At 76.7% G+C, this 20,398-nt stretch carries 12 protein-coding genes and 1 riboswitch; of the genes, 3 read left to right on the top strand and 9 right to left on the bottom strand.

Annotation, left to right across the window (positions count from 1 at the left end; genetic code table 11):
* Positions 1 to 57 precede the first annotated feature (57 nt).
* Both ACZ4UB_RS02520 and ACZ4UB_RS02515 read left to right on the top strand, forming a co-directional pair.
* Positions 58 to 1,059: a dihydrodipicolinate synthase family protein gene (locus ACZ4UB_RS02520; RefSeq protein ID WP_468067767.1), complete on the top strand. Its 1,002-nt coding sequence runs from the start codon at positions 58 to 60 to the stop codon at positions 1,057 to 1,059.
* A 290-nt stretch (positions 1,060 to 1,349) separates the two neighbouring features.
* Positions 1,350 to 1,590: riboswitch (cyclic di-AMP (ydaO/yuaA leader) on the top strand.
* A 4-nt stretch (positions 1,591 to 1,594) separates the two neighbouring features.
* Positions 1,595 to 2,392 carry a transglycosylase SLT domain-containing protein gene (locus ACZ4UB_RS02515; protein WP_468067765.1) on the top strand — a complete coding sequence of 266 codons (798 nt, stop codon included), beginning with the start codon at positions 1,595 to 1,597 and terminating at the stop codon, positions 2,390 to 2,392.
* Here the strand turns inward: ACZ4UB_RS02515 and ACZ4UB_RS02510 are convergent.
* From ACZ4UB_RS02510 to ACZ4UB_RS02480, 7 genes are all read right to left on the bottom strand, one after another.
* Positions 2,386 to 4,224, bottom strand: a complete 1,839-nt coding sequence (locus ACZ4UB_RS02510) for a hypothetical protein (RefSeq protein WP_468067764.1) — start codon at positions 4,222 to 4,224, stop codon at positions 2,386 to 2,388. The two genes, ACZ4UB_RS02515 and ACZ4UB_RS02510, sit on opposite strands and share 7 nt — an antisense overlap.
* A gap of 53 nt (positions 4,225 to 4,277) precedes the next feature.
* Positions 4,278 to 8,018: a DUF5682 family protein gene (locus tag ACZ4UB_RS02505; RefSeq protein ID WP_468067763.1), complete on the bottom strand. Its 3,741-nt coding sequence runs from the start codon at positions 8,016 to 8,018 to the stop codon at positions 4,278 to 4,280.
* Complete coding sequence (locus ACZ4UB_RS02500; RefSeq protein ID WP_468067762.1) at positions 8,015 to 9,193, bottom strand: ATP-binding protein; 1,179 nt, start codon at positions 9,191 to 9,193, stop codon at positions 8,015 to 8,017. The genes ACZ4UB_RS02505 and ACZ4UB_RS02500 overlap by 4 nt, the downstream gene beginning before the upstream one ends.
* A gap of 29 nt (positions 9,194 to 9,222) precedes the next feature.
* Entirely contained in the window at positions 9,223 to 14,304 is a 5,082-nt protein-coding gene (locus ACZ4UB_RS02495) for a thioesterase domain-containing protein (RefSeq protein WP_468067761.1), read from the bottom strand.
* Entirely contained in the window at positions 14,301 to 15,206 is a 906-nt protein-coding gene (locus tag ACZ4UB_RS02490; protein ID WP_468067760.1) for a DUF4132 domain-containing protein, read from the bottom strand. Before ACZ4UB_RS02490 ends, ACZ4UB_RS02495 begins: the two co-directional genes overlap by 4 nt.
* A gap of 139 nt (positions 15,207 to 15,345) precedes the next feature.
* Positions 15,346 to 16,986 (bottom strand): beta-N-acetylhexosaminidase, encoded by a 1,641-nt coding sequence (locus tag ACZ4UB_RS02485; protein WP_468067759.1) that lies wholly within the window; start codon positions 16,984 to 16,986, stop codon positions 15,346 to 15,348.
* Between the two features lie 28 nt (positions 16,987 to 17,014).
* The gene (locus ACZ4UB_RS02480) at positions 17,015 to 18,232 is read right to left on the bottom strand and encodes an MFS transporter (RefSeq protein WP_468067758.1); all 1,218 of its coding nucleotides are present in this window, start codon (positions 18,230 to 18,232) and stop codon (positions 17,015 to 17,017) included.
* Between the two features lie 217 nt (positions 18,233 to 18,449).
* Between ACZ4UB_RS02480 and ACZ4UB_RS02475 the strand changes: the two genes are divergently transcribed.
* A complete protein-coding gene (locus ACZ4UB_RS02475; protein WP_468067757.1) occupies positions 18,450 to 18,905 on the top strand; it encodes a MarR family winged helix-turn-helix transcriptional regulator in 456 nt (151 codons plus the stop codon).
* On the opposite strand, the gene ACZ4UB_RS02470 is transcribed toward ACZ4UB_RS02475, so the two are convergent.
* Together ACZ4UB_RS02470 and ACZ4UB_RS02465 are read right to left on the bottom strand one after the other, a co-directional pair.
* Complete coding sequence (locus tag ACZ4UB_RS02470; protein ID WP_468067756.1) at positions 18,883 to 19,665, bottom strand: hypothetical protein; 783 nt, start codon at positions 19,663 to 19,665, stop codon at positions 18,883 to 18,885. The genes ACZ4UB_RS02475 and ACZ4UB_RS02470 overlap by 23 nt on opposite strands.
* Positions 19,662 to 20,387 (bottom strand): RNA polymerase sigma factor, encoded by a 726-nt coding sequence (locus tag ACZ4UB_RS02465; RefSeq protein WP_468067755.1) that lies wholly within the window; start codon positions 20,385 to 20,387, stop codon positions 19,662 to 19,664. The genes ACZ4UB_RS02470 and ACZ4UB_RS02465 overlap by 4 nt, the downstream gene beginning before the upstream one ends.
* Between the last annotated feature and the right edge of the window lie 11 nt (positions 20,388 to 20,398).

Below are 20,398 nucleotides of genomic sequence, written 5' to 3'. Positions count from 1 at the left end.
GTCAGGACGGAAATGCGAACTGGACCCGGGGCTCGGAGGCGGGCCACCCTCGTACCCATGGCGCAGAACACCACACAGGACACGGCCCGGAGCGACACCTCCACGCTTCCCGCCCTCCCCACTCCTTCCCCGCTCCCCGACCCCTCCCCGCTCCCCGGCCTCCACGGGCTGGCGGGGCTGCACGTCCCGCTCGTCACCCCCTTCGACGCGTCCGGCGCGGTCGCCCTGGACGCCCTGGAGTCGCTCGCCCACGAGGTGCTCGCGGCGGGCGCCACCGGCATCACCGCCCTCGGCACGACCGGCGAGGCCGCCTCCCTCGACGCGGCGGAGCGCGACGCGGTGACCGAGGTGTGCGCACGGGTCTGCCGCGAGCGCGGGGCGTTCCTGAGCGTCGGGGCGGGCGGCAGCAGCACGCGGGCGAGCGAGGTCGCGCTGGCGGGACTGCGGCGGTGGCCCGAGGTGGGGGCCGCGCTGGTGACCGTGCCGTCCTTCGTGCGGCCCTCGGCGGCGGGGGTGCTGGCGCACTTCGAGCGGCTCGCGGAGGTCGCTCCCGTACCGCTGGTCGTCTACCACATCCCCTACCGGACCGGTCAGCCGCTGGACGCCGGGGCGTTGCGGGCCCTCGGGGCGCTGCCGGGGGTCGCGGGAGTCAAGTACGCGGTGGGCGGCATCGATCAGGACACGGTGGAGCTGCTGGGCGCACTGCCGGACGGGTTCACGGTCCTGGCGGGCGACGACGCCTACGCCTCGCCCCTGCTCGCCCTCGGGGCGGGCGGCGCGATCCTGGCCTCGGCGCATCTGGCCACGGAACGTTTCGCCGCGCTCGTGCGGGCCTGGCGGTCCGGGGACGCGTCCGGCGCGCGGGCGCTGGGGCACGCGCTGGCCCGACTGTCGGCGGCCGTGTTCGCCGAGCCGAATCCGGTGGTCCTGAAGGGGGTGCTGCACGCGCAGGGGCGCATTCCCACCCCCGACGTGCGGCTGCCGCTGCTGCCCGCCGGCGCCGCCTCGGTGCGTCAGACGCTGCGCAGGCTGGAGGAGCTGGCGGAGCGCACCGCGTAGGCGGGCGCGCGTCCCGGCAAGAAATCCCCAAGAAGCTTGAATGGGCGATTTGCCCTTGAATGCCGTACGGGCCGCTCGCCGGTGACGTCAGTCACGTGGGAGCGGCCGTCGCGGCCCCCGCCGCGGGGGGAGCGGAAGGCTGGATTCCGGGCGCCGCAATGAATTGCGGCATTCCCCGACCCGCCCGGGCGAGATCCATTTCCCGGCCGTTTCCGATATACCGATCACTGCGCGGAATTCAAGCCCTTGTTCCCCTCCTCTTCTCTCCTCTACGGTCACCGCAATCCGGGTGGAACGCCGAATCCTGCCGCTACCCGGGAACCCATCCCACTCACGTACGGCAGGAGCGGGGGAACCAGGTAGGCCGCTGGTCCGGACGCATCGTCCGGCCCGGCTCGGGGTGAAGTCGCACCGCTGACACGCACGTCCTCGTCATGCCTCGGCATGTCCGGAGGCGGGCCGCGTCACGGTGCGGCCGGACAGCTCCCGTCCGAACCCGACAGCTCACCTCGCAGGCGACGGAGAGGAATTCGCCATGTCCGCATCGGGCAAGCACCGCCGTCCCAAGACCAGCCCCCTCGCCCGCCTGCTCGCCGTCGCGGGCACCGGCGGCATGGCCCTCGCCCTCCCCCTGATCAGCGCTTCCGGCGCCGATGCCGCACAGCCGGCCGCCGCCACGACCGCGGCCCCCGCCGTCGCCGCCACCGCTCCCGCGCTCTCCGCGCGGGCCGCGGCGTCCACCACCTATTCGGTGGTCGCGGGCGACACCCTTTCCACGATCGCCCAATCGCATTCCGTGAGCGGCGGCTGGAAGAAGCTCTACGCGGACAACCGTGCGGCGATCGGCAGCGACCCGTCCGTGATCCGTCCGGGAACCGAACTGACGCTCGGCGGACCGGCGAAGGCGGCTTCCACGACGGCGGGTTCGGCGAAGAAGACCGTGGCGGCCGGGCGCGATGCGGGGGCCGCGACCGCGCGGGCCGACCGATCCGTGCGTTCCACGACCCTGTACGCCAACAATCTCGACGGCTGGATCCGGCAGTCGCTGGACATCATGGCCCAGCACGGAATTCCGGGCACCTACGACGGAATTCGCCGCAACGTCCTGCGCGAGTCCTCGGGCAATCCCCTCGCCATCAACAACTGGGACTCCAACGCGGCGGCGGGCATCCCCTCGAAGGGCCTCCTCCAGGTCATCGACCCCACCTTCCGGGCGTACCACGTGCCCGGTACCGCGACCGACTCCTACGACCCGGTCGCGAACATCACCGCCGCCTGCAACTACGCCGCCGCCCGCTACGGCTCGATCGACAACGTGAACGGCGCCTACTGAGCGGACCAGGACGCGGCCGCCAACGACCGCCGCGCGGCGTGCAGATGGGTGGCCGCGGCCAGCCAGGCCCACGCGTAGCGGTCGGCGCCGGGATCGACGAGACGACCGAAGACGTCCCGGGACCGCCGGTCGGCCTCGGCGGTCAGCGCGGCGGCCAACTCCTCGGCCCCCGCGAAGCCGGCCCGGCGCAGCGGCCCCCGACCGCCGTTCGGCGCGAACTCACCGCGCGCCGCCTCCGCCACCGCCCGACGGCCCCCCGCCACCCCGGATTCCAACAGCCGTTGCACCCGCCACAGCGGTGACCCGCCCAGCGCGTCCGGTACCGGCTCCCGGTCGCGTACGTCGGCCAGTTCGGGCGCGCCGGCCCCGGCCGGGAGGTGGGACCCCTGGAGCAGGTCGTAGCCGAGGTCGGCCCGGCCCAGCCACTGCGGCGGCAGCCGCAGGGTGTACGCCGAGCCCGGCACCGGACCGACGGCCAGGGGGCGCAGGGTCGCGCTCCGGTCCGGGTCGGGGCGGCCGAGCACGCGCAGCGCCAGCCCGGGGCGCTCCGCCAGACGGCGGAGGTTCGCGGTGTGCGCCAGGTCCGGATGCGGGTGGGCGGGGACCAGGGCGATCAGCGGTGCGCCGGGACGTACCGCGCCGTCGGACGCCACTTCGCGGACCAGCAGCCGGTCGCCGGCCGCGGCCACCACCAGCACGTCGCATCCGAGCAGGCCCGGGTCGGCTGCCGGATCGGCCAGGGCCCGCGCCACGGCCTCGGCCGCCGGGCGGGCGAAGAGCGCGGCGGCCGGTCCCTCGCTCCAGTCGATCCCGTGCAGCGGCGTCGCCCGTACGCCCCGGCCCGACCCGAGGCGGCCGTCGTCGGACACGGTCGCCCCGACCACGTGCAGTGCGCCCCGGGCCAGGCCGGCGTGGTCGAGGACGGCGCCGCCGAGGGACACGGAGGCGCTCGCGGCGCCCCGGGCCCGCCCGATCCCGCCGGGGCGGACGTCGGCGAGGGTGAACCGGTCGCCATCGGCGTCGACGAGGTGCGTGACCACGCCCGCGTGTCCGGTGGCCGAGAGCACCGGCTCCCGGCAGAGGCCGTACACGCGCAGGCTGCCGCCGGACCGGTAGGCGCGCCGGGAGCCGCCGGGGGACGGGAGCGCGGCGGTGTGCAACAGCTCGCGAAAGGCCCCCGTCAGCTCGGTCAGCCGCTGGGCGGCGCTGCGGTCGCGGGCGGCGCGCAGCCCGCGCACCACCCGGAGGGCGGCCGCCTCGGCGTGTGGCAGGCCCGCCAGGCGCGCGGTGTGCGCGGCCCGCAGCAGCTCGGCCTGTACGACGGCGCCGCCCGCGGGCACTCCCGCCGCCAGCGCGGCGGCGGCCGCCTCCCACAGGGCCGCGGCGGCGGCCAGCTGCTCGGGGGACGGGTGCGGGATCGGCGGCGCGCCGTCGGTCGCGGGCCCGGTCCCCGCTTCCGGCTCGGCGGGGGCGGTGGTCGCCGGGCCGCGGGCACGCTCCGGGTCGGATGCCGGCTCGGGCTCCGGGACGGCCGCCGGGTCGCTCTGCGGTGGCTCGGCGATCGGGGACACCGCGAGGGCGGCGGTGCGGTGGAGGCAGCGGGGGCTCAGGAGGCAGCTGCATACGGCCTGGTCGGCGGTGGTGATCGCCTGCGCGGGGCCGGGGCTCAGGGTGACCAGGGCGTCCTCGCCGAACCGGTAGGTGACCTCCCCGTCGGCCGCCACGACGGCCGGCGGATCGCCCGCCGCGCAGGCCTCGATGGTGGCGTCGAGCCGCTTGCGCAGCCGCGCGGAGAGCCCGCCGACGGCCTCGGCCAACAGCTCCGCAGCCACCGGGGGGAGCACGGCAGCGGATGCGGATGCGGGTGCGGGTGCGGTTACAGGGATCACGCGCGCTCTCCACGGAGGCGGTCGCCGACCCAGCGGGCCAGGGCGAGGGGGCTGAGGGCGGCCACCGGCATTCCGGCGGCGACGAGTTGCTGCGCGACGGGGACGCTGTAGCGGGGCGCACCGGTGTCGTCCAGGGCGGCGCAGCCCAGCAGGCGGGCCCCCGAGTCGGCCAGGGCGCGGACCTCGCCCAGCAGGCCGCCGAGCGCGTGGCCCTCCTCGAAGTCGCTGACCACGACGACCAGCGTCCGGCTCGGCACCGTGATCAGGGACCGCGCGTGCGCCAGACCGGCCGCGATGTGCGTACCGCCGCCGACCCGTACTTCGAGCAGCAGGGACAGGGGGTCCTCGACCCGGCCCGTGAGGTCGACCACTTCCGTGGAGAAGGCCAGGAAGTGGGTCGAGAGGGTGGGGACCCCCGCCAGGACCGCGGCGGTCAGCGCGGACCACACGACGGAGGCCTCCATCGAGCCGGAGACGTCGACGACGAGGATCAGCCGCCAGTCGGCCTCGCGGCTGACCCGGCTGCTGAACACCGGTCGCCGCGGTACGACGACCACGCGGCCGTCGTCCGTCCGGCGGGTGTGCGCGAGGTTGGCCCGCAGGGTCCGGGGCAGGTCGAGCACTCCGCCGGGACGGCGGGTGGGGCGCGGGGTGGACAGCCCCGAGAGGGTGGGGCGCAGCCGGGTGGCCAGTTCCCGGCGCAGTTCGTCGACCAGTCGCTTGACCAGGGGGCGCAGCCGGGCGAGTTGCCGCTCGGGCAGTCCCCCGGCGAGGGAGAGCACCGAGGTGAGCAGTTCCACGGAGGGGCGTACGGAGGCGGGGTCGAGCTGGGTCAGTACGTCGGTGCGGCCCGCTCCGGCGGCCTCGGCGAGCACTTCTTCCCGTACGTCGGTCCCGAACAGGGCGTCCAGTTCCTCGGCCCACTCGCGGGCCGTGGGGAAGGAGCCCTCCCGGCCGCCGCCGGACCCGGACCCGCCCCCGTCGAGGTCGCCCGCGCCCTCGCCCCGCCCGGCGCCGTACAGCTCGTCCAGGGCGTGCGCGTAGCGGCGGGCGCCGGCGGAGAGCCGGTCCCGCTGGCGCCCCAGGAGCAGCCGCCACCGGTCGTCCGGGGCGATCCGCCGCGGGACCGCGGTCGGCGACCCGGTGATCGGGGCGCCGGGCCCGGCCGGTGGGAGCGGTGCGGCGGGCGCTTCGGGGGCCGGGGCCGCGGGCCCGGGCGGGAGCGCGGGGGCCGGGGGGAGCGGGAGGGACCGCAGGGCCGCGAGCCCCGCGGCGTCCGCCGCGGCCCAGAGCGACAGGAGGGCGGGCGGCGCGTCCAGGGAGAGGTCGATCCGGTCGCCGAGCCGCCCCGCGACGGTGTCCAGGAGCCGGTCCCGGGCCGCCGGGGCGAGGGCGTCGAACCCGCCGCGCAAGGCCGGGAGCCGGTCCAGGAACTCCTGGTCGGTGAGGTGGTCGACGCGGTCCAGGACCGGGGAGAGCGCCTCCGGGGAGGCGTCGAGGAGCGGCCCGGCGGCCGTGAAAAGGCCCGCCAGCCGGCGGGTCAGCGTGCGGCGGCCCTCGGCGGCGGTGGCGCCGTCGATCCATCCGGCGGCGCGGGCGCCGAGGTCGGCGGCGCGGTCCAGGTCGAGCAGGACCCGTACGGCGAAGGCCGCGCCCTGCATCAGCGGGGAGGCCGCCGGGCTGCGACCCGTACCGGTCAGGGCCTCGAGGGAACCCGCCAGCCGTAGTCCCAGCTGCTGGGCGGCGGCCCGGTCCGCGAGGGCCACCAGGGCGGCCGCGTCGGCCGGGTCCTCGCTGCCGGCGAGTCCGGGCAGGGCGCGGACGCAGGCGTCCAGCACGGTGGCGGCGAGCTCGGTCGTGTCGGGCCGGACCCCGGGGAAGTGGCCGCGCCGCAGGGCTTCCAACAGGTCCAGGGCACCGAGGAGTTCGGGGAGGGTGGCGGCCGAGGGCAGGACCTGCGCCGCCTGCTCCAGTCGGGCCGCCACGAGGGCGGGCAGGTCACAACGGGCCGCGGCGGACAGGCCGGTGAGGACCTGGGCGCTCGTCGGTCCGCCCTCGGCGACGGCTCGGCGGGCGGTGTCGCGCAGGGCGCCGGCCGCGGCCTGCTCGGCCGTGACCCCGCGCACGCCCGCGAGGTCGAGGCGCGCCGGGACCGAAGGCGTCCAGGAGAGCCGCCACTTGGTGCCGAGGGCCGCACCGTCGCCGGTAGCGGCGACGGTGAGCGGCTCGCCGTACGCCGCCCCGCACACCAGCAGCCGTTGCAGCAGCACCTCGCGGCGGGCGTCGAGCGCGGAGCGCAGCGGGTCGAGGCGGACCTCGCGGGGAGCGGGGTCCTCGGGGGACGGCAGGCGCAGCGCGGCCAGTTCGGCCTCGACGCTGGGGCCGAGGCCGGACCGGGGGGTGTGCGGGGCGGTCCGGCCGCGGGCGGTGCCGACGAGCACGACCTCCAGGGCGCGGGCCAGCGCCCGGCCCCGGCCCAGGGGTTCGCCCTGGCCCAGGACGCTCGTGACGGCCTCCAGCAGCTCGCCGCGGCCGGGGGCGGGCAGCCCGCGCAGTCGGGCCAGGTCGCAGGCGACGCGCAGGGTTTCGGCGGCCTCACCGGTGCCGGCGGTGTGCCCGGCCCGGCGCAGTTCGCGGCAGACGCCGGTCACCGCGGCGGCGGCCGCCGCGCGCAGCCGGGCGGGGTCGCCCGCCGCGGCCAGCACGGCCTGCTGCCACAGGGGGTCCCGGATGCCGGCGGGGTAGCCGGAGCGCGCGTCGAGCAGGTCGAAGGAGTACGGCACGAGCGAGGTCACGACGGTGCGGGGGGCGTGCGGGGTGTCACCGGTGCGGGGGGCGGCAGATGCCGGGTCCGGGGTGGCAGATGCGGCCGCCGGGGCGGTCGTGCCGGGCAGGAGGGCCGGGGCGTGGAAGGCGCCGATCACGGCGGCCACGCGGCGGCCTCCGGCGGTGAGGGTCGTGATCATCTGCCGCATGTGGGCTTCGCGGGCCAGGTCCGTGGCGGTGACGGAGCGGGTGTCCTCCCGGAGGGCCCAGCCCACGCCGAGGGCTGCGCGGCGGATGGCCTCGGGGGTGCAGCCGGGGGCGAGGACCTCGACGGAGCGGTCCCATAGGTCGTCGCCCGCGCGGCCGGTGCCGGTGGCGGTGGCCGGGCCCGGGGTCGTCAGGCCGTCGGCGTAGCCGGACCGGTGGGCGTCCGCCCCGTCCGCCGTCCCCTCCGGGGGCGCCTCAATCGCCGGCGAGGCTGCATCGGGGGCCCCAGCCGGCAGCGGGGCTACATCGGGAGCCCCCACCGGCAGCGCGGCTGCATCGGGAGCCCCCACCGGCAGCGCGGCCGGACTCGCGACCTCCGGGGGCGCCTCAAACGCCGGCGGGGCTGAGTCGGGGGCCCGGTTGAGGGGCAGGTCGCAGCAGATGACGTCGATCGCTTGGGCTCGGGCCCAGCGGATGGCGGCCAGTTCTGGGGAGAAGTCCGCGAAGGGGTAGAAGGAGAGGCGGCCGTCACCGGCCGCGGCGGCCAGGGCTACGGGGGCCACGGTCTCCGGGTCGGCCAGGTGTTCCAGCCACGGCTGGAAGTCGGCGGGCAGCTCCACGCACACCACGTCCGCGCCGGAGGCGTCCAGCAGGGCGGGCACGACGGCGGCCAGGGCGGGGCTGTGGTGGCGCACGCCCAGCAGGTACGGCTCCCGGCACGCGGCCAGCGCCGCCACCCGCTCGCGGGGGTCCGGGATCGTCATCGCAGGGAACCCCGCAGGTCCCACAGGCGGCGCCACATCGCCGAGCCGTCCTCGGCCCGGCGGCGGACCGGGCCGTCCCAGTACCCGAGCAGTCGCCCGTGATCGGCGGGGTCGTCCTTGCGGACGACGCCCAGGAGGTGACCCGGCAGCAGGTCCAACACGTCCCCACCGGGCAGGTACGCGGCGGCCACCCCGAGGGACGCGGCCACCTGGACGGCTTCGGCGGTGGACATGACCGTGCCCGGGCGTTCCACGTCCCAGCCCTCGGCGGAGCGTCCGGACCGCAGGTCGCGGAAGACGGTGACCAGGGCGTCGAGCACCGCGTCGTCGACCTCGAAGGCCGCGCCCGCCCGCTGGACGGCGGCCACCGCCTGGCGGCGGATCAGGGCCGCCTCGGCGTCGGCGTCGGCGATCGGCTCGACCGTCTCGAAGTTGAAGCGGCGCTTGAGGGCCGCGGACATCTCCGAGACGCCCCGGTCGCGCAGGTTGGCGGTGGCGATGACGGTGAAGCCGGGCGCGGCGGCGACCTGCGCGTCCTCGGTGGCGGTGAGTTCCGGCACGCTGATGCGACGGTCGGAGAGCAACGAGACCAGCGCGTCCTGCACCTCGGGCAGGCAGCGGGTGATCTCCTCGACCCGGACGACCCGTCCGGTCCGCATGGCGGCGAGCACCGGGGAGTCGACCAGGGCCTGCGGGGTGGGCCCCTGGGCCAGCAGGAGGGCGTAGTTCCAGCCGTACCGGAAGGCGTCCTCGGTGGTGCCCGCGGTGCCCTGCACGGTGAGCGCGCTGGTGCCGCTGACCGCTGCGGCCAGCAGTTCCGAGAGCATCGACTTGGCGGTTCCGGGTTCGCCGGTGAGGAGCAGGCCCCGCTCGCCGGCCAGGGTGACCACGCAGCGTTCGACGAGGGCCCGTTCCCCGACGAACTTCGGGGCGATGACCAGCTTGGCGGGCAGGCCGGCCCGGCGCCCGGGCAGGGCGAGCGCGGCGCCGTCGCTGCCGCAGACGAAGGTGACGACGGCGCGCGGGGTCAGGAGCCAGCCGGGCGGCCGGGGGCCGGCGTCCTGGGCGGCGAGGAAGGCGAGTTCGGCGGCGTGGCGCTCCTCGGCCGGGAGGCTCCGGCGGGCCCCTCCGTCAGCGGGTGCGGCGGCGGGGGCGGGGGCGGCGGTGACGGTCATCGTGCTTCTTTCGCGAAGGGGGTCGGTGGTCAACGGCGGCGGGTGCGCTTGACCTTGAGGGTGTCGAAGCGCGGCGCGTCGCCCGCGCGCACCCGCTGCCAGGCGCGCCGGTAGAGGTCGGCGGCCGGTTCGGAGGGGACCAGGGCGCCCAGGCCCGGGTTCCCGTCGACGAGCGGCTCGTACAGCGGGAGCTTCCACTCCTCCAGCGGCAGGGCCGGGGCGGCGGGCTCGGTCCAGCCGCCGGGGAGGAAGAGGGTGCGCCCGGCGCGGGCCCGGGTGGCGCTCACCACGAGGTCGGTCGCGGCCAGTTCGGCCCGGGCGGCCTTCAGTCGGGCGGGCTTCCATCCGGTCCAGCGGGCGGTGTTGCGGTCGGTGGGGTCGGGCATGGCGAGCAGTGCGAGGTAGAGGGCGCTCGCGTCGGCGCCCAGCCCGAGGGCGGTGGCCGCCTCGGCGACCAGGTCCGGCACCGAGCGGCTCGGGTCCTGCGGCCACCAGGTGCCGTCCGCCGCGACGGAGCCCGCCGCCGGGGCGCCCGGGTCGGCGAGCAGCGCGGCGAAGTGCGGGCCCTGCACCACCCGCAGGGCGGTCTCCACCCGGGTGGGCCGCTGCTGGACGCCGCGCAGCAGCGGCAGGTAGGGGTCGGTGCCGGCCGAGTCGAGGAGGGCGGGGCGCAGCGCGGCCGCGGCCTGGGTGTGGACGGTGGGCAGCAGGACCGCGCCGTAGCGTTCGTGGTCCTCGGCGGTCTCGGTCGGCGTGCCGGCCGCGGCGCGGAACTCCTCGCGCCCGCAGTACCCGACGGACAGCAGCAGTTCGGGGGCGGCGAGCCGCTGGCGCAGGGCGGTGAGCGCGGGCGGCAGCGCGGCCCGGACGGGGTCGCCCGCCGGGAGCCGGTGGGCCAGCCACGCGGCGAGGGCCAGGGATCCGGTCAGGACGGCCGTGGTGAAGGGGCGGGCGGCCGGCTCGCGGGGCTCGGGCTGGTTCCCCTTGATGGTCCAGGGCACGTCGGTGGAGAGTTCCGGCGCGCTCGCGGGGTCGAGGAGCGCGGGCAGGGCGTGGTGCACCGCCCATCCGGCGCGCACCTCCCGGACCGCGTCGGCGAGGAGTTGCTCGGGGACGGGGGTACGACGGCCCACGCGCCGGTTCCACACCTCGGCGGCCGCGGCCGCGTCCGGGCCGGTGGTCCACAGCGCGGCGGGGTCGCGGGGCAGCAGCGCACCGGTCAGGGCGCGGCGCAGCTCCGGGGCGAGGCCGCGCAGTTCGGTGCGGGCGACGGCGGCTTCGGCGACCTTGACGTCGAGCAGGGTGCGCAGTGCGGTGGGCAGGAAGTTGTTCTCGTAGGCGTCGATGTGGGGCAGTCCGGCGACGACCAGCTTGGCGAGGGCGGCCGGGACGCCGGTGAGCCGGGCGAACGCGTCGGCGGCCTCGGGGAACCAGGGCGCCGCGCCGCGGGCTTCGGCTTCGGTGCGCAGCCGGGCGGCCCAGTCGGCGTCGCGGTCCCGGTCCGGGTCGCGTCCGGCGAGGGGGGCCGCGCTGCGCAGCGTGTAGGGCGCGGGCACGGCGAAGCGGCCGGTGGGGTCGTGCAGGAGGGCGTCGAACTCGTGGCCGTCGGGGACGGCGCGGTCGGCGCCGGTGAGGGCCAGGACGGCTCCGCCGCCCAGCGGCAGGACGGTGCGGTCCTGGAAGTGGCGTCGCGGGCCGGCGCCGGCGCCGCGGATCCGGTCCGCCGCGAGGTGGACCACGACCCGGCGCCAGGTGCCCGCGGATCCGTCGGTCGTGGCGAGGCCCAGGCCGTCGATCGCGGCGAGCAGGGCGAGCAGCGCCTCGCGTTGGGGCGCGGTGGTGCCCGGTGCGACCGCGCGCAGGGCGAGGGCGGCGCTCTGGTCGAGGAGTCCGCTCCAGGGCAGGCCGGAGTGGGCCGGCGCGGGCAGGTCGAGGTGGACCCGGTCGGGTACGGGCGGGGCGGTGATGTCGGCGCGGGCCGCCGCGAGGGCGTGCAGGTACTGGTGGAGCAGGTCCTGTTCGCCGTTCCAGCGGTGGTAACCGGATCCCAGGAGCCCGCCGAGCGCCTGGTGGAACAGCTCGTCGGTGGGGCCGGGGGCGCGGGTGCGGTCGGTGGCGCCGGGTGCCAGCCGGGCGGCGGCGCGGTCCAGGACGTCCTGCTGGGCGAGGGTGAGGGTGAGGGCCTCGACGACGCCGCCGATCATCTTCGGCTCGGTGACGGTGGGCAGGGCCGCCGTGACCAGGGCGGGCAGGTCGGCGTTGCGGCCGGCCGCGGTGGCCGCCTTCAGGAGCGCTCCGATGGTTTCGCGGTCGGCGGTGCGCAGCGCGGCCGAGGACTCGGGGTCGCGCGGGCGCAGGGCGTACCAGTGGGCGAGGGGCGGCAGTTCGACGCTGTCGGTGGACAGGGAGGTGCTGTATCCGCCGCGGGATTCGACGGTGACGACGCCGTCGGGGTCGGTGAGGCTGAGCTGGCGCCAGTGGTGGGTGAGGACGCGGGGGCGGTCGTCGCCGGGGAAGACGAGGGCGGCGACCGGCATTTCCCGGCCTTCGGGGGCCGTGACGTGGCGGCCGGCGGTGTCGCGCGCGCTCCAGCCCTGGCCGGGGATCCGGACGGCGCACCAGCCGAGCAGCCCGTCCGCGGGGGCGCCGAGGACGGAGCCCGCGACGGTGGGCGCGGGGCGCAGCCAGTTGCCCTGGCAGGAGCAGTTCCCGCTGCAGGGGCCCGCGGGGGCGCCGTCGGCGCTCTGCTGGCGCAGGGCGTCGGTGAAGAACGCGGGCAGGGAGCGCCGTCCGTGGGCGCCGCTCGCGGGGTCGTACGCGCACCAGCCGCCGTGGTCCTCGCCCTGGGCGCCTTCGGTGTGCTGCCACACCCAGTAGGAGGAGCCGTCGTGCAGGACCGGGCGTTCGGTGGGCAGCCGGGTGTCGCCCCGGTGCAGGACTCCGCCGCCGAGGGCGCGGCCGCCGCCGGGCAGGGGCAGCGAGACGTGTTCGGAGCGCATGTTCCAGTAGCCGCGGTCGTTGCCGTCCTTGTCGAAGGCGACGGTGAAGACCCGGTCGGGGGTGCGGTGCCAGTAGCCCTCGGTGGCGCCGCCGTACGTGCCCCAGAGCACCAGGAGTTCGCCGTCGACGTAGTGGAAGCCGTACCGGCGGTGGCCGCCCTTCGGTGCGCGCAGGTCGTGGACGAGGACGGTGGAGTCGGCGTCGATGACCCGGACCTGGGAGGTGCTCGCGACGATCAGGTGGGGCCAGGCGTCGACGACGGTCAGGCCGTCCTGGCCCCGTCCGGTGGCCAGCGCGGCGAGGGCCTCCTCCCAAGCGGGCCAGTGCAGTTCCTCGAAGAGTCCGCCGCGCAGGGTACGGGCGAGGGTCTCGCCGAGGTCGGCGGCCACGGCGGCGGCGACCTCGGCCGGAGCCAGCTCCAGCGCCTCGGTGGGCAGCCAGCCCAGCCGTGCGGTGGCCGCGGGCAGACCGGGCAGGCCGGCGGAGGAGGACTGTCCGGCGACGCCGCGCATCCACGCGGCCAGCATGGTCCGGCCGCCGGGGGCCGCGGCAAGGCTGCGGATGACCTGCGGACCGGGGGCACCCTCGCCGAGGGCGTCGGCGGCGCGCTCGAAGGCGGGCCGGAACCGCTGGTCGGCGGCGAGGGCCAGCAGGTCGCGCCGCCGCTCGGACTGGGCCCAGTCGCGCAGGCCCAGCTGCGCGTTCGCGTCGCGGCGCGGGTCCGGGTCGGCGACCGGGAGGTCGAGCGAGAGCAGCAGGTCGAGCAGGTCCGCGTCCTGCACGCCGATGGCGAGGCCGCCGGAGCGGTCCGGGTGGGCGAGTTCGGCGCGCAGTTGTTCGGCGGCGCGGGTGACGAGGTCGAGCAGCAGCGCGGGGGTGGGGCGCGATCCCCAGCCGTCGTGCCGGGCGGCGTGGAAGCGCTCCAGCCAGCCCGCGGCGCCGTCGGGGGCGCGCTCCTCGGCGGGCAGGTCCGCGGAGCACAGGCCGGCGGTGGCGCCGGATTCCTCCAGGATCTCCAGCCACAGCGTGGTGAAGGCGGCGCTCTGGTCGGAGGTGGCCGGCGGGGTCAGGCCGAGCAGCGCTCCGCGCACGGCCGGGACCCGGCGGGCGAGCGCGACGAGCGCGCCGCGGTGCGCCTTCCACCAGCCGTGGGCGGCGCGCAGGGTGGCGGGCAGGGGCAGGAGTTCGGCGAGGTGGTCCTGTTCGGCTTCGGTCCCGGTGTGTCCGGCGGCCTTGGCGAGGCGGCGCAGTTCGGCGGCGGCCTGGGCGGAGGGGGCCAGTCCGCCGGCGGTGCGCCGCAGGCACAGGCGGCGGAAGCGCGCGTAGGCCTCGGCGGGGCTCACCCGAGCGGCCAGTTCACGGCCGTAGCCGGTGAGGACCTTCACGGGGAGGGCGCCGGCCAGGGCGAATTCGAGGAAGACGGCGTCGAGGCGGTCCTCGTCGACGGTGAGGCCGTGCTGGGCCTCGCTGGTGCGGGCCCGGGCGAACAGCTGGGAGGCGTAGGTGGTGTTGTCGACCGCGAGGAAGACCCGGGCGGCCTGTTCGTAGAAGACGGGCAGGAAGTGCGGGACGGACGCGGCCAGTCGGCCGGCCAGGGCGAGGCACCCGTCGAGGGTCGCCTTGGGCCGGTTCGTCGCCTGGCGGGCCAGCCGGTCCAGTTCGGGGACGACGGCGAGGGCGTGGTGTCCGTCCTCGGGGTGGTGGACGAGCACCCAGGCGGGGAAGCCGAGGGCCTGGCGGCGGCCGATGCCGACCACGGCCGGTTCGCCGTCGGGGACGAGCCCGAGGAATCCGGCGGCGAGGTCCTCGGCCGCGCCGAGTTCGGCGGCGGCGAGCCGGACCACGACGCGGTCGTCCGCCAGGGCGGGGTGGCGGTAGGTGCGGGCGGTCAGGTCGACCGCGCCGGGCCCGGCGCCGGGGGTGCCGCAGGGCAGCACCGCGCCCGCTCTCAGCAGCGTGTCGGCCTCCCCGACGGCCCCTGCCCCCTCGGCGCCCGGGTCACCGCCCGTACCCGTACCCGCGCCTTCGATGTCCGTGTCGATGTCCCGCACGTCGCCCCCGCTCATGTCCTGGTGTTCCCGCCCGCTCGTCGTCCCGGCCGTGGTGTTCACGCGTTCCCGCCCTCGTCGATCCTGCGCCCCGCGTACAGCGCGGCGGCCATCCGCATGCCCTCGGACCAGGCCACCGGCCCGACCTGCGCCAGGCGCACGCCCCGGCCGTCCGCGTCGCTCCAGGTCAGCGCGCCGGTGCTTTGCTCGGACTCCCAGTACGGTTCGCCGACCCACACGGCGGCGGAGGTGGCGCGGCCCGCGTCGCGGACGGCGCAGGTCGCGTAGCCCCCGGAGACCCGGTAGCCGAGGGCGGTCGCCCGGGCGGTGAGGCTGAAGCGGCTCGGGAACACCCCGCCCGCGAAGTCCCGGACCTCGAAGCCGTCGCCCCGCTGGGCGCCGGAGTCGGTCGTGCCGGGGGCGCCCGCCGCGGGGTCACCGGTGCGCTGCCAGGTGGCGCGGTGGATCTGCTCGATCCGCTGCTCGATGCCGAGTTCGGCCGCGAAGTCCCGTACGTCGTCCAGGTCCGGCAGCAGCACCGGGTGCGGCAGGGTCACCGTGCGCGGGGCCAACCGTACGGTCTCGCCGTCGAGGTTGACCACGCGCAGGGCGCCGGAGTCGGTGACGTCGCGCAGGAAGCCCGGCTCGTCCGGGTCCTCGCCGATCACCACGAGGTCGCGCAGGGCGCTGCGCCAGGCCTCGTCCGGCCAGACCCGGGCGATCAGCGCGGTCGGCACGGGCAGTGAGGACACCATCCAGGTGTCCACCTGCGCCAGGCACGCGGCCGCGTGCCGGTCGAGCCATTCGGAGAACTGCCGCAGCCGCTCCACCTCGGGGTGGTCGCGCAGCGCCTTGGGCAGGGTCTTCAACTGCCGTCCCGCCGAGCGGCCGGCCGTCGGCCGCGCCGCCACCCGCCCCTCCACCAGGGCGATTTCATACCCTTCGCCCGCTGCCAGCCATGCCATCAGCCCGTACCCCTCCGCCTGTCCGATCAGGATGCGCGCAGCCTGGACAGGAGGGGTTGGAGCCCCCCTGAGCTGCGGCATGTCGGGAACAGTAGGGGTGGCCACTGACAACGCGCCCGGCGGCCCCGGGTACGGGCGGTCAGCGCAGTCGGTCGGCCAGGTCGGTGAACTGACTCCACGTCGGCTGCGGCGGGCGCGGGTCCCAGACCTTCTGGGCGAGGGCGGCCAGCGGCAGCCGGATCCCGGCGGCGACCTGGTCCTGGGTCTGCGAGGCGGCCAGGTCGCACCAGACGGCGAGGCGGGCGCCCAGAACCTGCCCGGCGTAGCGGGCCGGCACGGCTTCGGTTCCGCGCAGGACGAGCGGGGTCCACTGTTCGTAGATGCGCCGCCCGGTCGGGTAGGTGAAGTCGTTGGGCTCGCCGAGGACGTAGTACAGGTACTCGTCGTTGAGGTTGACCACGGGGCGGCCCTCGCGCAGGTATTCCAGGGGCGGGCGGGCCCCGATCTCCTTGCCGGTCCAGTACTCGACCTCGATGTCCCGCGCGGCGGTGGCGGCGCCCCCGGTGAAGAATCCGTCGTTCCACGCCTTGGGCGTCCGTCCGGCGCCGCGGACGACCGCGGCCCGGTCGTCCAGCCAGCCGGTGGCCAGGTCCGACACGCGCGCCCCGGCGCCGTAGCGCTGTCGGGCGGCGGCGGCGAGCTGCGGGAAGGAGGCCTGCGGGTCCTTGACCACGAGGGCCTGGTACTCGTCGGCGCCGACGTGCCAGTGCGCGCCGGGGAAGAGCGGCAGGTACTCGCGCAGCAGCTCGTCGACGAGCCGGGCGGCCGCCGGGTTGGATATGTCCACGGCGCCCTTGACGGCCCGGCCGGCCGCGTCGCGCAGTTGGAGGGCGGGGTGGGCGCGCAGGACGGCGCCGAGGTGTCCGGGCGAGTCGATCTCGGGGACCACTTCGATGTGCAGGCTGCGGGCGAGGGCCACGATCCGGCGCACCTCGGCCTGGGTGAGGTGCGGGTCGGAGACGATCTCGGGATGGCTGACGGAGGCGATGCGGAAGGCCTGGTCGTCCGAGAAGTGCAGGCCCAGCTGGTTGAGTTTGAGGTCGGCCATCTCGCGCAGCCGGTCCTCGATCCAGGGCGCGGTGAAGTTCTTGCGGGCGATGTCGAGGTTCAGCCCGCGCTGGGGGCGGTCCGGGGCGTCCTTGACCGTGCCCTCGCCGATGGATCCGGCGGTGCGGACGGCCTGTTCGAGGGTGCGGGTGCCGTAGAAGACCCCGGCGTCGTCGGGGCCCGTGATGCGGACGCCGCCGCCGCGGACGGTGAGGGTGTACGACTCGGGGGCGGCCTTGGCCGCGCCGCCGGGGGCGTCGTCGAGGGCGAGTTCCACGTCGCCGGGCCGGACCGCTCCGCCGTCCTCGGCGTAGCCGAGCTTCAGGTCGCGGGCGAGTGCCCTGCCCTCGTCGGCGAGGGCGGCCGTGTGGGCGGGGGCGACGACGACCCGGGCCTGCGGGGCGGGTTTCCAGCCGGGGCCGCGGGCGGCTTCGAAGGTGCGGACGGCCGGGATGGTCCGGGGCGCGGTGGAGAGCGGGAAGCTCCGGCTCGGCGAAGGAGCGCTGGTGCTGGGGGGCGCCGGATCCGGGCTGCCCGGGGCCGCCGGCGAGCTGGCGGCGCCGGTGTCCGTGCGGCCGCTCGCGGGGGCCGACGTACAGCCCTGCAGCGCGAGCGCGGCCACCGCGACGGCCACGGCCGTCGCGGTGGTGCGTATGTTCCCGGTTCGCCCCATGGTCACCAACCTCCCACCGGGCGGCGCGCTACGCGACCCGAACCGGCGCCCGCTCCCCTTCGGGGACCCCCGCGCCCGACGCGACCACGCGTCCGGTGCGTGCGGTGCGCCGCTCCAGCGCTCCGGAGACCAGGGCGAGGACCAGCGCGGAGGCGGCGAGGGCGGCGCCGACCCAGTTGGGTGCGGTCCAGCCCAGGCCGCCCGCGATGACCAGTCCGCCGAGCCAGGCGGCGAGGGCGTTGCCGAGGTTGAAGGCGCCGATGTTCACGGCGGAGGCCAGCGTGGGGGCGCCGGCGGCCTGGTCGAGGACGCGCTTCTGGAGCGGGGGCACGGTGGCGAAGCCGAGGGCGCCGATCAGGGTGACGGTGACCGCGGCGGCGGCCTTGTGGTGCGCGGTCACGGTGAACAGGGCCAGTACGAGCGCCAGCGCGCCCAGGGTCACGTACAGCATCGGCATCAGGTGGCGGTCGGCGAAGCGGCCGCCGAGCAGGTTGCCGCCGACCATGCCGAGGCCGAAGAGGACGAGCAGCCAGGTGACGGAGGTGTCGGCGAAGCCCGCGACGTTGGTCATCATCGGCGTGATGTAGGTGATCGCGGCGAAGACCCCGCCGAAGCCGAGCACGGTCATCGCCATGGCGAGCAGGACCTGGACGTTGCGGAAGGCGGCCAGTTCGTGGCGGATCCGTACGCCTTCGGGACGCGGCAGGTCGGGGACGAGCCGGGCGATGCCGAGCAGGCCGAGGACGCCGAGCCCGGCGACGATGACGAAGGTGACGCGCCAGCCGAGGTGCTGGCCGACGAGGGTGCCGAGCGGGACGCCGACGACGTTGGCGACGGTGAGGCCGGTGAACATCATGGCGATCGCGCCCGCCTTCTTCTCGGGGGCGACGAGCTCGGCGGCGACGACGGCGCCGATGCCGAAGAACGCGCCGTGGGCGAGGGAGGCGAGGACCCGGCCGGCGAGCATCACACCGAAGGCGGGGGCCAGCGCGGAGAGCAGGTTGCCCGCGATGAACAGGCCCATGAGCAGCATGAGCATGCGCTTGCGGGGGATCCGGGTGCCCAGGACGGTCATCAGCGGCGCGCCGAGTACGACGCCGAGGGCGTAGCCGGTGACCAGGAAACCGGCGGTGGGGATCGTGACGCCGTAGCCGGCGGCGACCTCGGGCAGCAGGCCCATGATCACGAACTCGGTGGTTCCGATCCCGAAGGCCCCGATGGCGAGGGCGAGCAGTGCGAGTGGCATGGGGGGAGGCCCTTCAGGGGGTGCGCTGTCCGTGCGTGTGTGGGGGCGCGGCGGCGGCTGCCGAGAGGGATCCGGACTCGCCGCCGATGATTGCGCCAACGCCTTACGAGCGTCCACATTAATTGCAGACGCGGGCTATTTGCAAGCGCGGGCTATTGCGGACGTGTCCTATCCTGAGGGGGTACGCGTGCCCCGCGCGTCCCGCGAGGAGGACCCCATGACCGCCACGGACGGCGCGCTGACCGCCCTCTCCCAGGGCTGGTGCGCCCTCTCCCTGCTGCACGGCAGGATCGAGACCCACATCGAAAGGGCGCTCCAGGCGGGCCACGGGCTCAGCGTCCGGGAGTACTCGCTCCTCGACGTCCTCAGCCGGCAGCACGACGGGCCCGGCGGGCACCTGCGCATGCACCAGGTCGCCGAATCGGTGGTGCTCAGCCAGAGCGCGACGACGCGCCTGGTCACCCGCCTCGAAGACCGCGGGCTGCTCAGCCGCTACCTCTGCGACACCGACCGCCGGGGCATCTACACCGACGTCAGCGGGGCCGGGCTGGCACTGTTGGAGGCCGCCCGGCCCACGAACGACCGCGCGCTGCGCGAGGCCCTGGACGCGGCTGCCGCGAACCCGGACCTCGCGCCGCTGGTCGCGGCCGTCACCGGCCCGGCGGCGCGCTGACCTGGGAGCTCATCGACGGGGAGCGCTGCGCCGACGGCGAGCCGCTGGCGGAGGCCCCGGAGCTCGGCACACCGCCCGTGGCCGGCGGCCGCGGCGACTGGACGCCCGGCGTGCTGCGCGAGGGCGTGGGACTCGGGGGCCGCGGCGAGGACGGAGCCGTGGACGGGACCGCCGAGGGAGAGACCGAGGGTTGCGGGGGCGATTGCGAGCCCCCGGGCGAGGGGGTCGGTGACGGCGCGGGCAGCGAGGGCGGGGAGGCGGGCGGCGCCGGACGCGGGGTCTGATCGGGCGCGAGGGCGACGTATCCGACCGCGATCGCGGCGGCCGCGGCCAGCCCGGCCAAGGGCAGGGCGAACCGGCGCGGCGGGAGCACCGACAGCCGTCGCACGTGCCGGCCGGGGGGATCCGCGGGCCGTAGCTCGCGCACGGTGACCTGCTCGGCCCGCGCGGCGAGCGCCGCGCGCAGCCGTCGCTCGACGGGCCGCTCCGCGTCACCGCCGCCACCGTCACCTCCGCCGTCACCACTGCCGGCGCCGCTGCCGGATCCGCCGTCCCCGCCGAAGCCGGGCAGGACGGTGAAGGGCCCGGCCGGCCGGCCGTCGGGGCCGGTGGCGTGCGGGCCGTGCCCGCCGGGGGCGTGACCCGGCCGGTCGGCGCCGCCGGCTCCCCGGTCGAAGGCCCGGCCGACGTGCGCGCCGCCGCCGCGCGGGGTGCGGGAGGCCGGGAAGCGCGCGGCGGGGGGCGGGGTGGGCGTGGTCATATCCGGCCTTCCAGGATGCGCTCCAGCGCGTCCAGGGCGCGGCTCGCGTTCGACTTCACCGCGCCACGGCTGATCCCGAGGGTGGCGGCTATCTCCGCCTCGCTCAGGTCGGCCCAGTAGCGCAGGACGAGCACCTCGCGGCGGCGCGGGGTCAGGCGGCCGAGGGCGGCCAGTACTTCGCGGTGTTCCTCGTCGAGGACGACGTACTCCTCCGCGGAGGGTACGTCGGCTTCGGCGGGCGGGGTCCAGGAACGGACCGTGCGCCGGCGGCGCAGCACGGAGCGCGCGGTGTTGACCACCGCCGTCCGGAGGTAGCCGAGCGCGTTGTCGATCTCGGTGATGTGCTCGCCGTGGCGCCGGTACAGGGCCGTGAAGGCGTCCTGGACCACGTCCTCGGCGGTGGCCGGGTCGTCGACGAGGAGCACCGCCAGGCGCACCATCCGCAGTCGGTGCGCGTGGTAGAGCTCCGTGACCGTGGGCGGGCGCTCGAAGGCGTCGCCGTCCGCGCCGGCGTGCGCCCCCGTGTACGCCCCCGGGGAGGCGGCGGTGACCCGGGCGCCCGGCCCGTCGCGCAACAGGATCCGTTCGCGCGCCAGCGGCCCGCGCCACACGCGCAGGGTGCGCAGGGTGTGCAGAACGCGGGCGCCCCGCCCCGCCCGGCCGGAGCCGGGCAGGACGAGGCGTACGTGTGGTGCGGGCCGCAGCGCGGCGGGGTACGACATGAGCAGGGTGT

The sequence above is a fragment of the Streptomyces sp. NPDC028419 genome (assembly GCF_055565515.1).
This window is presented reverse-complemented; position numbering and strand designations above follow the sequence as displayed.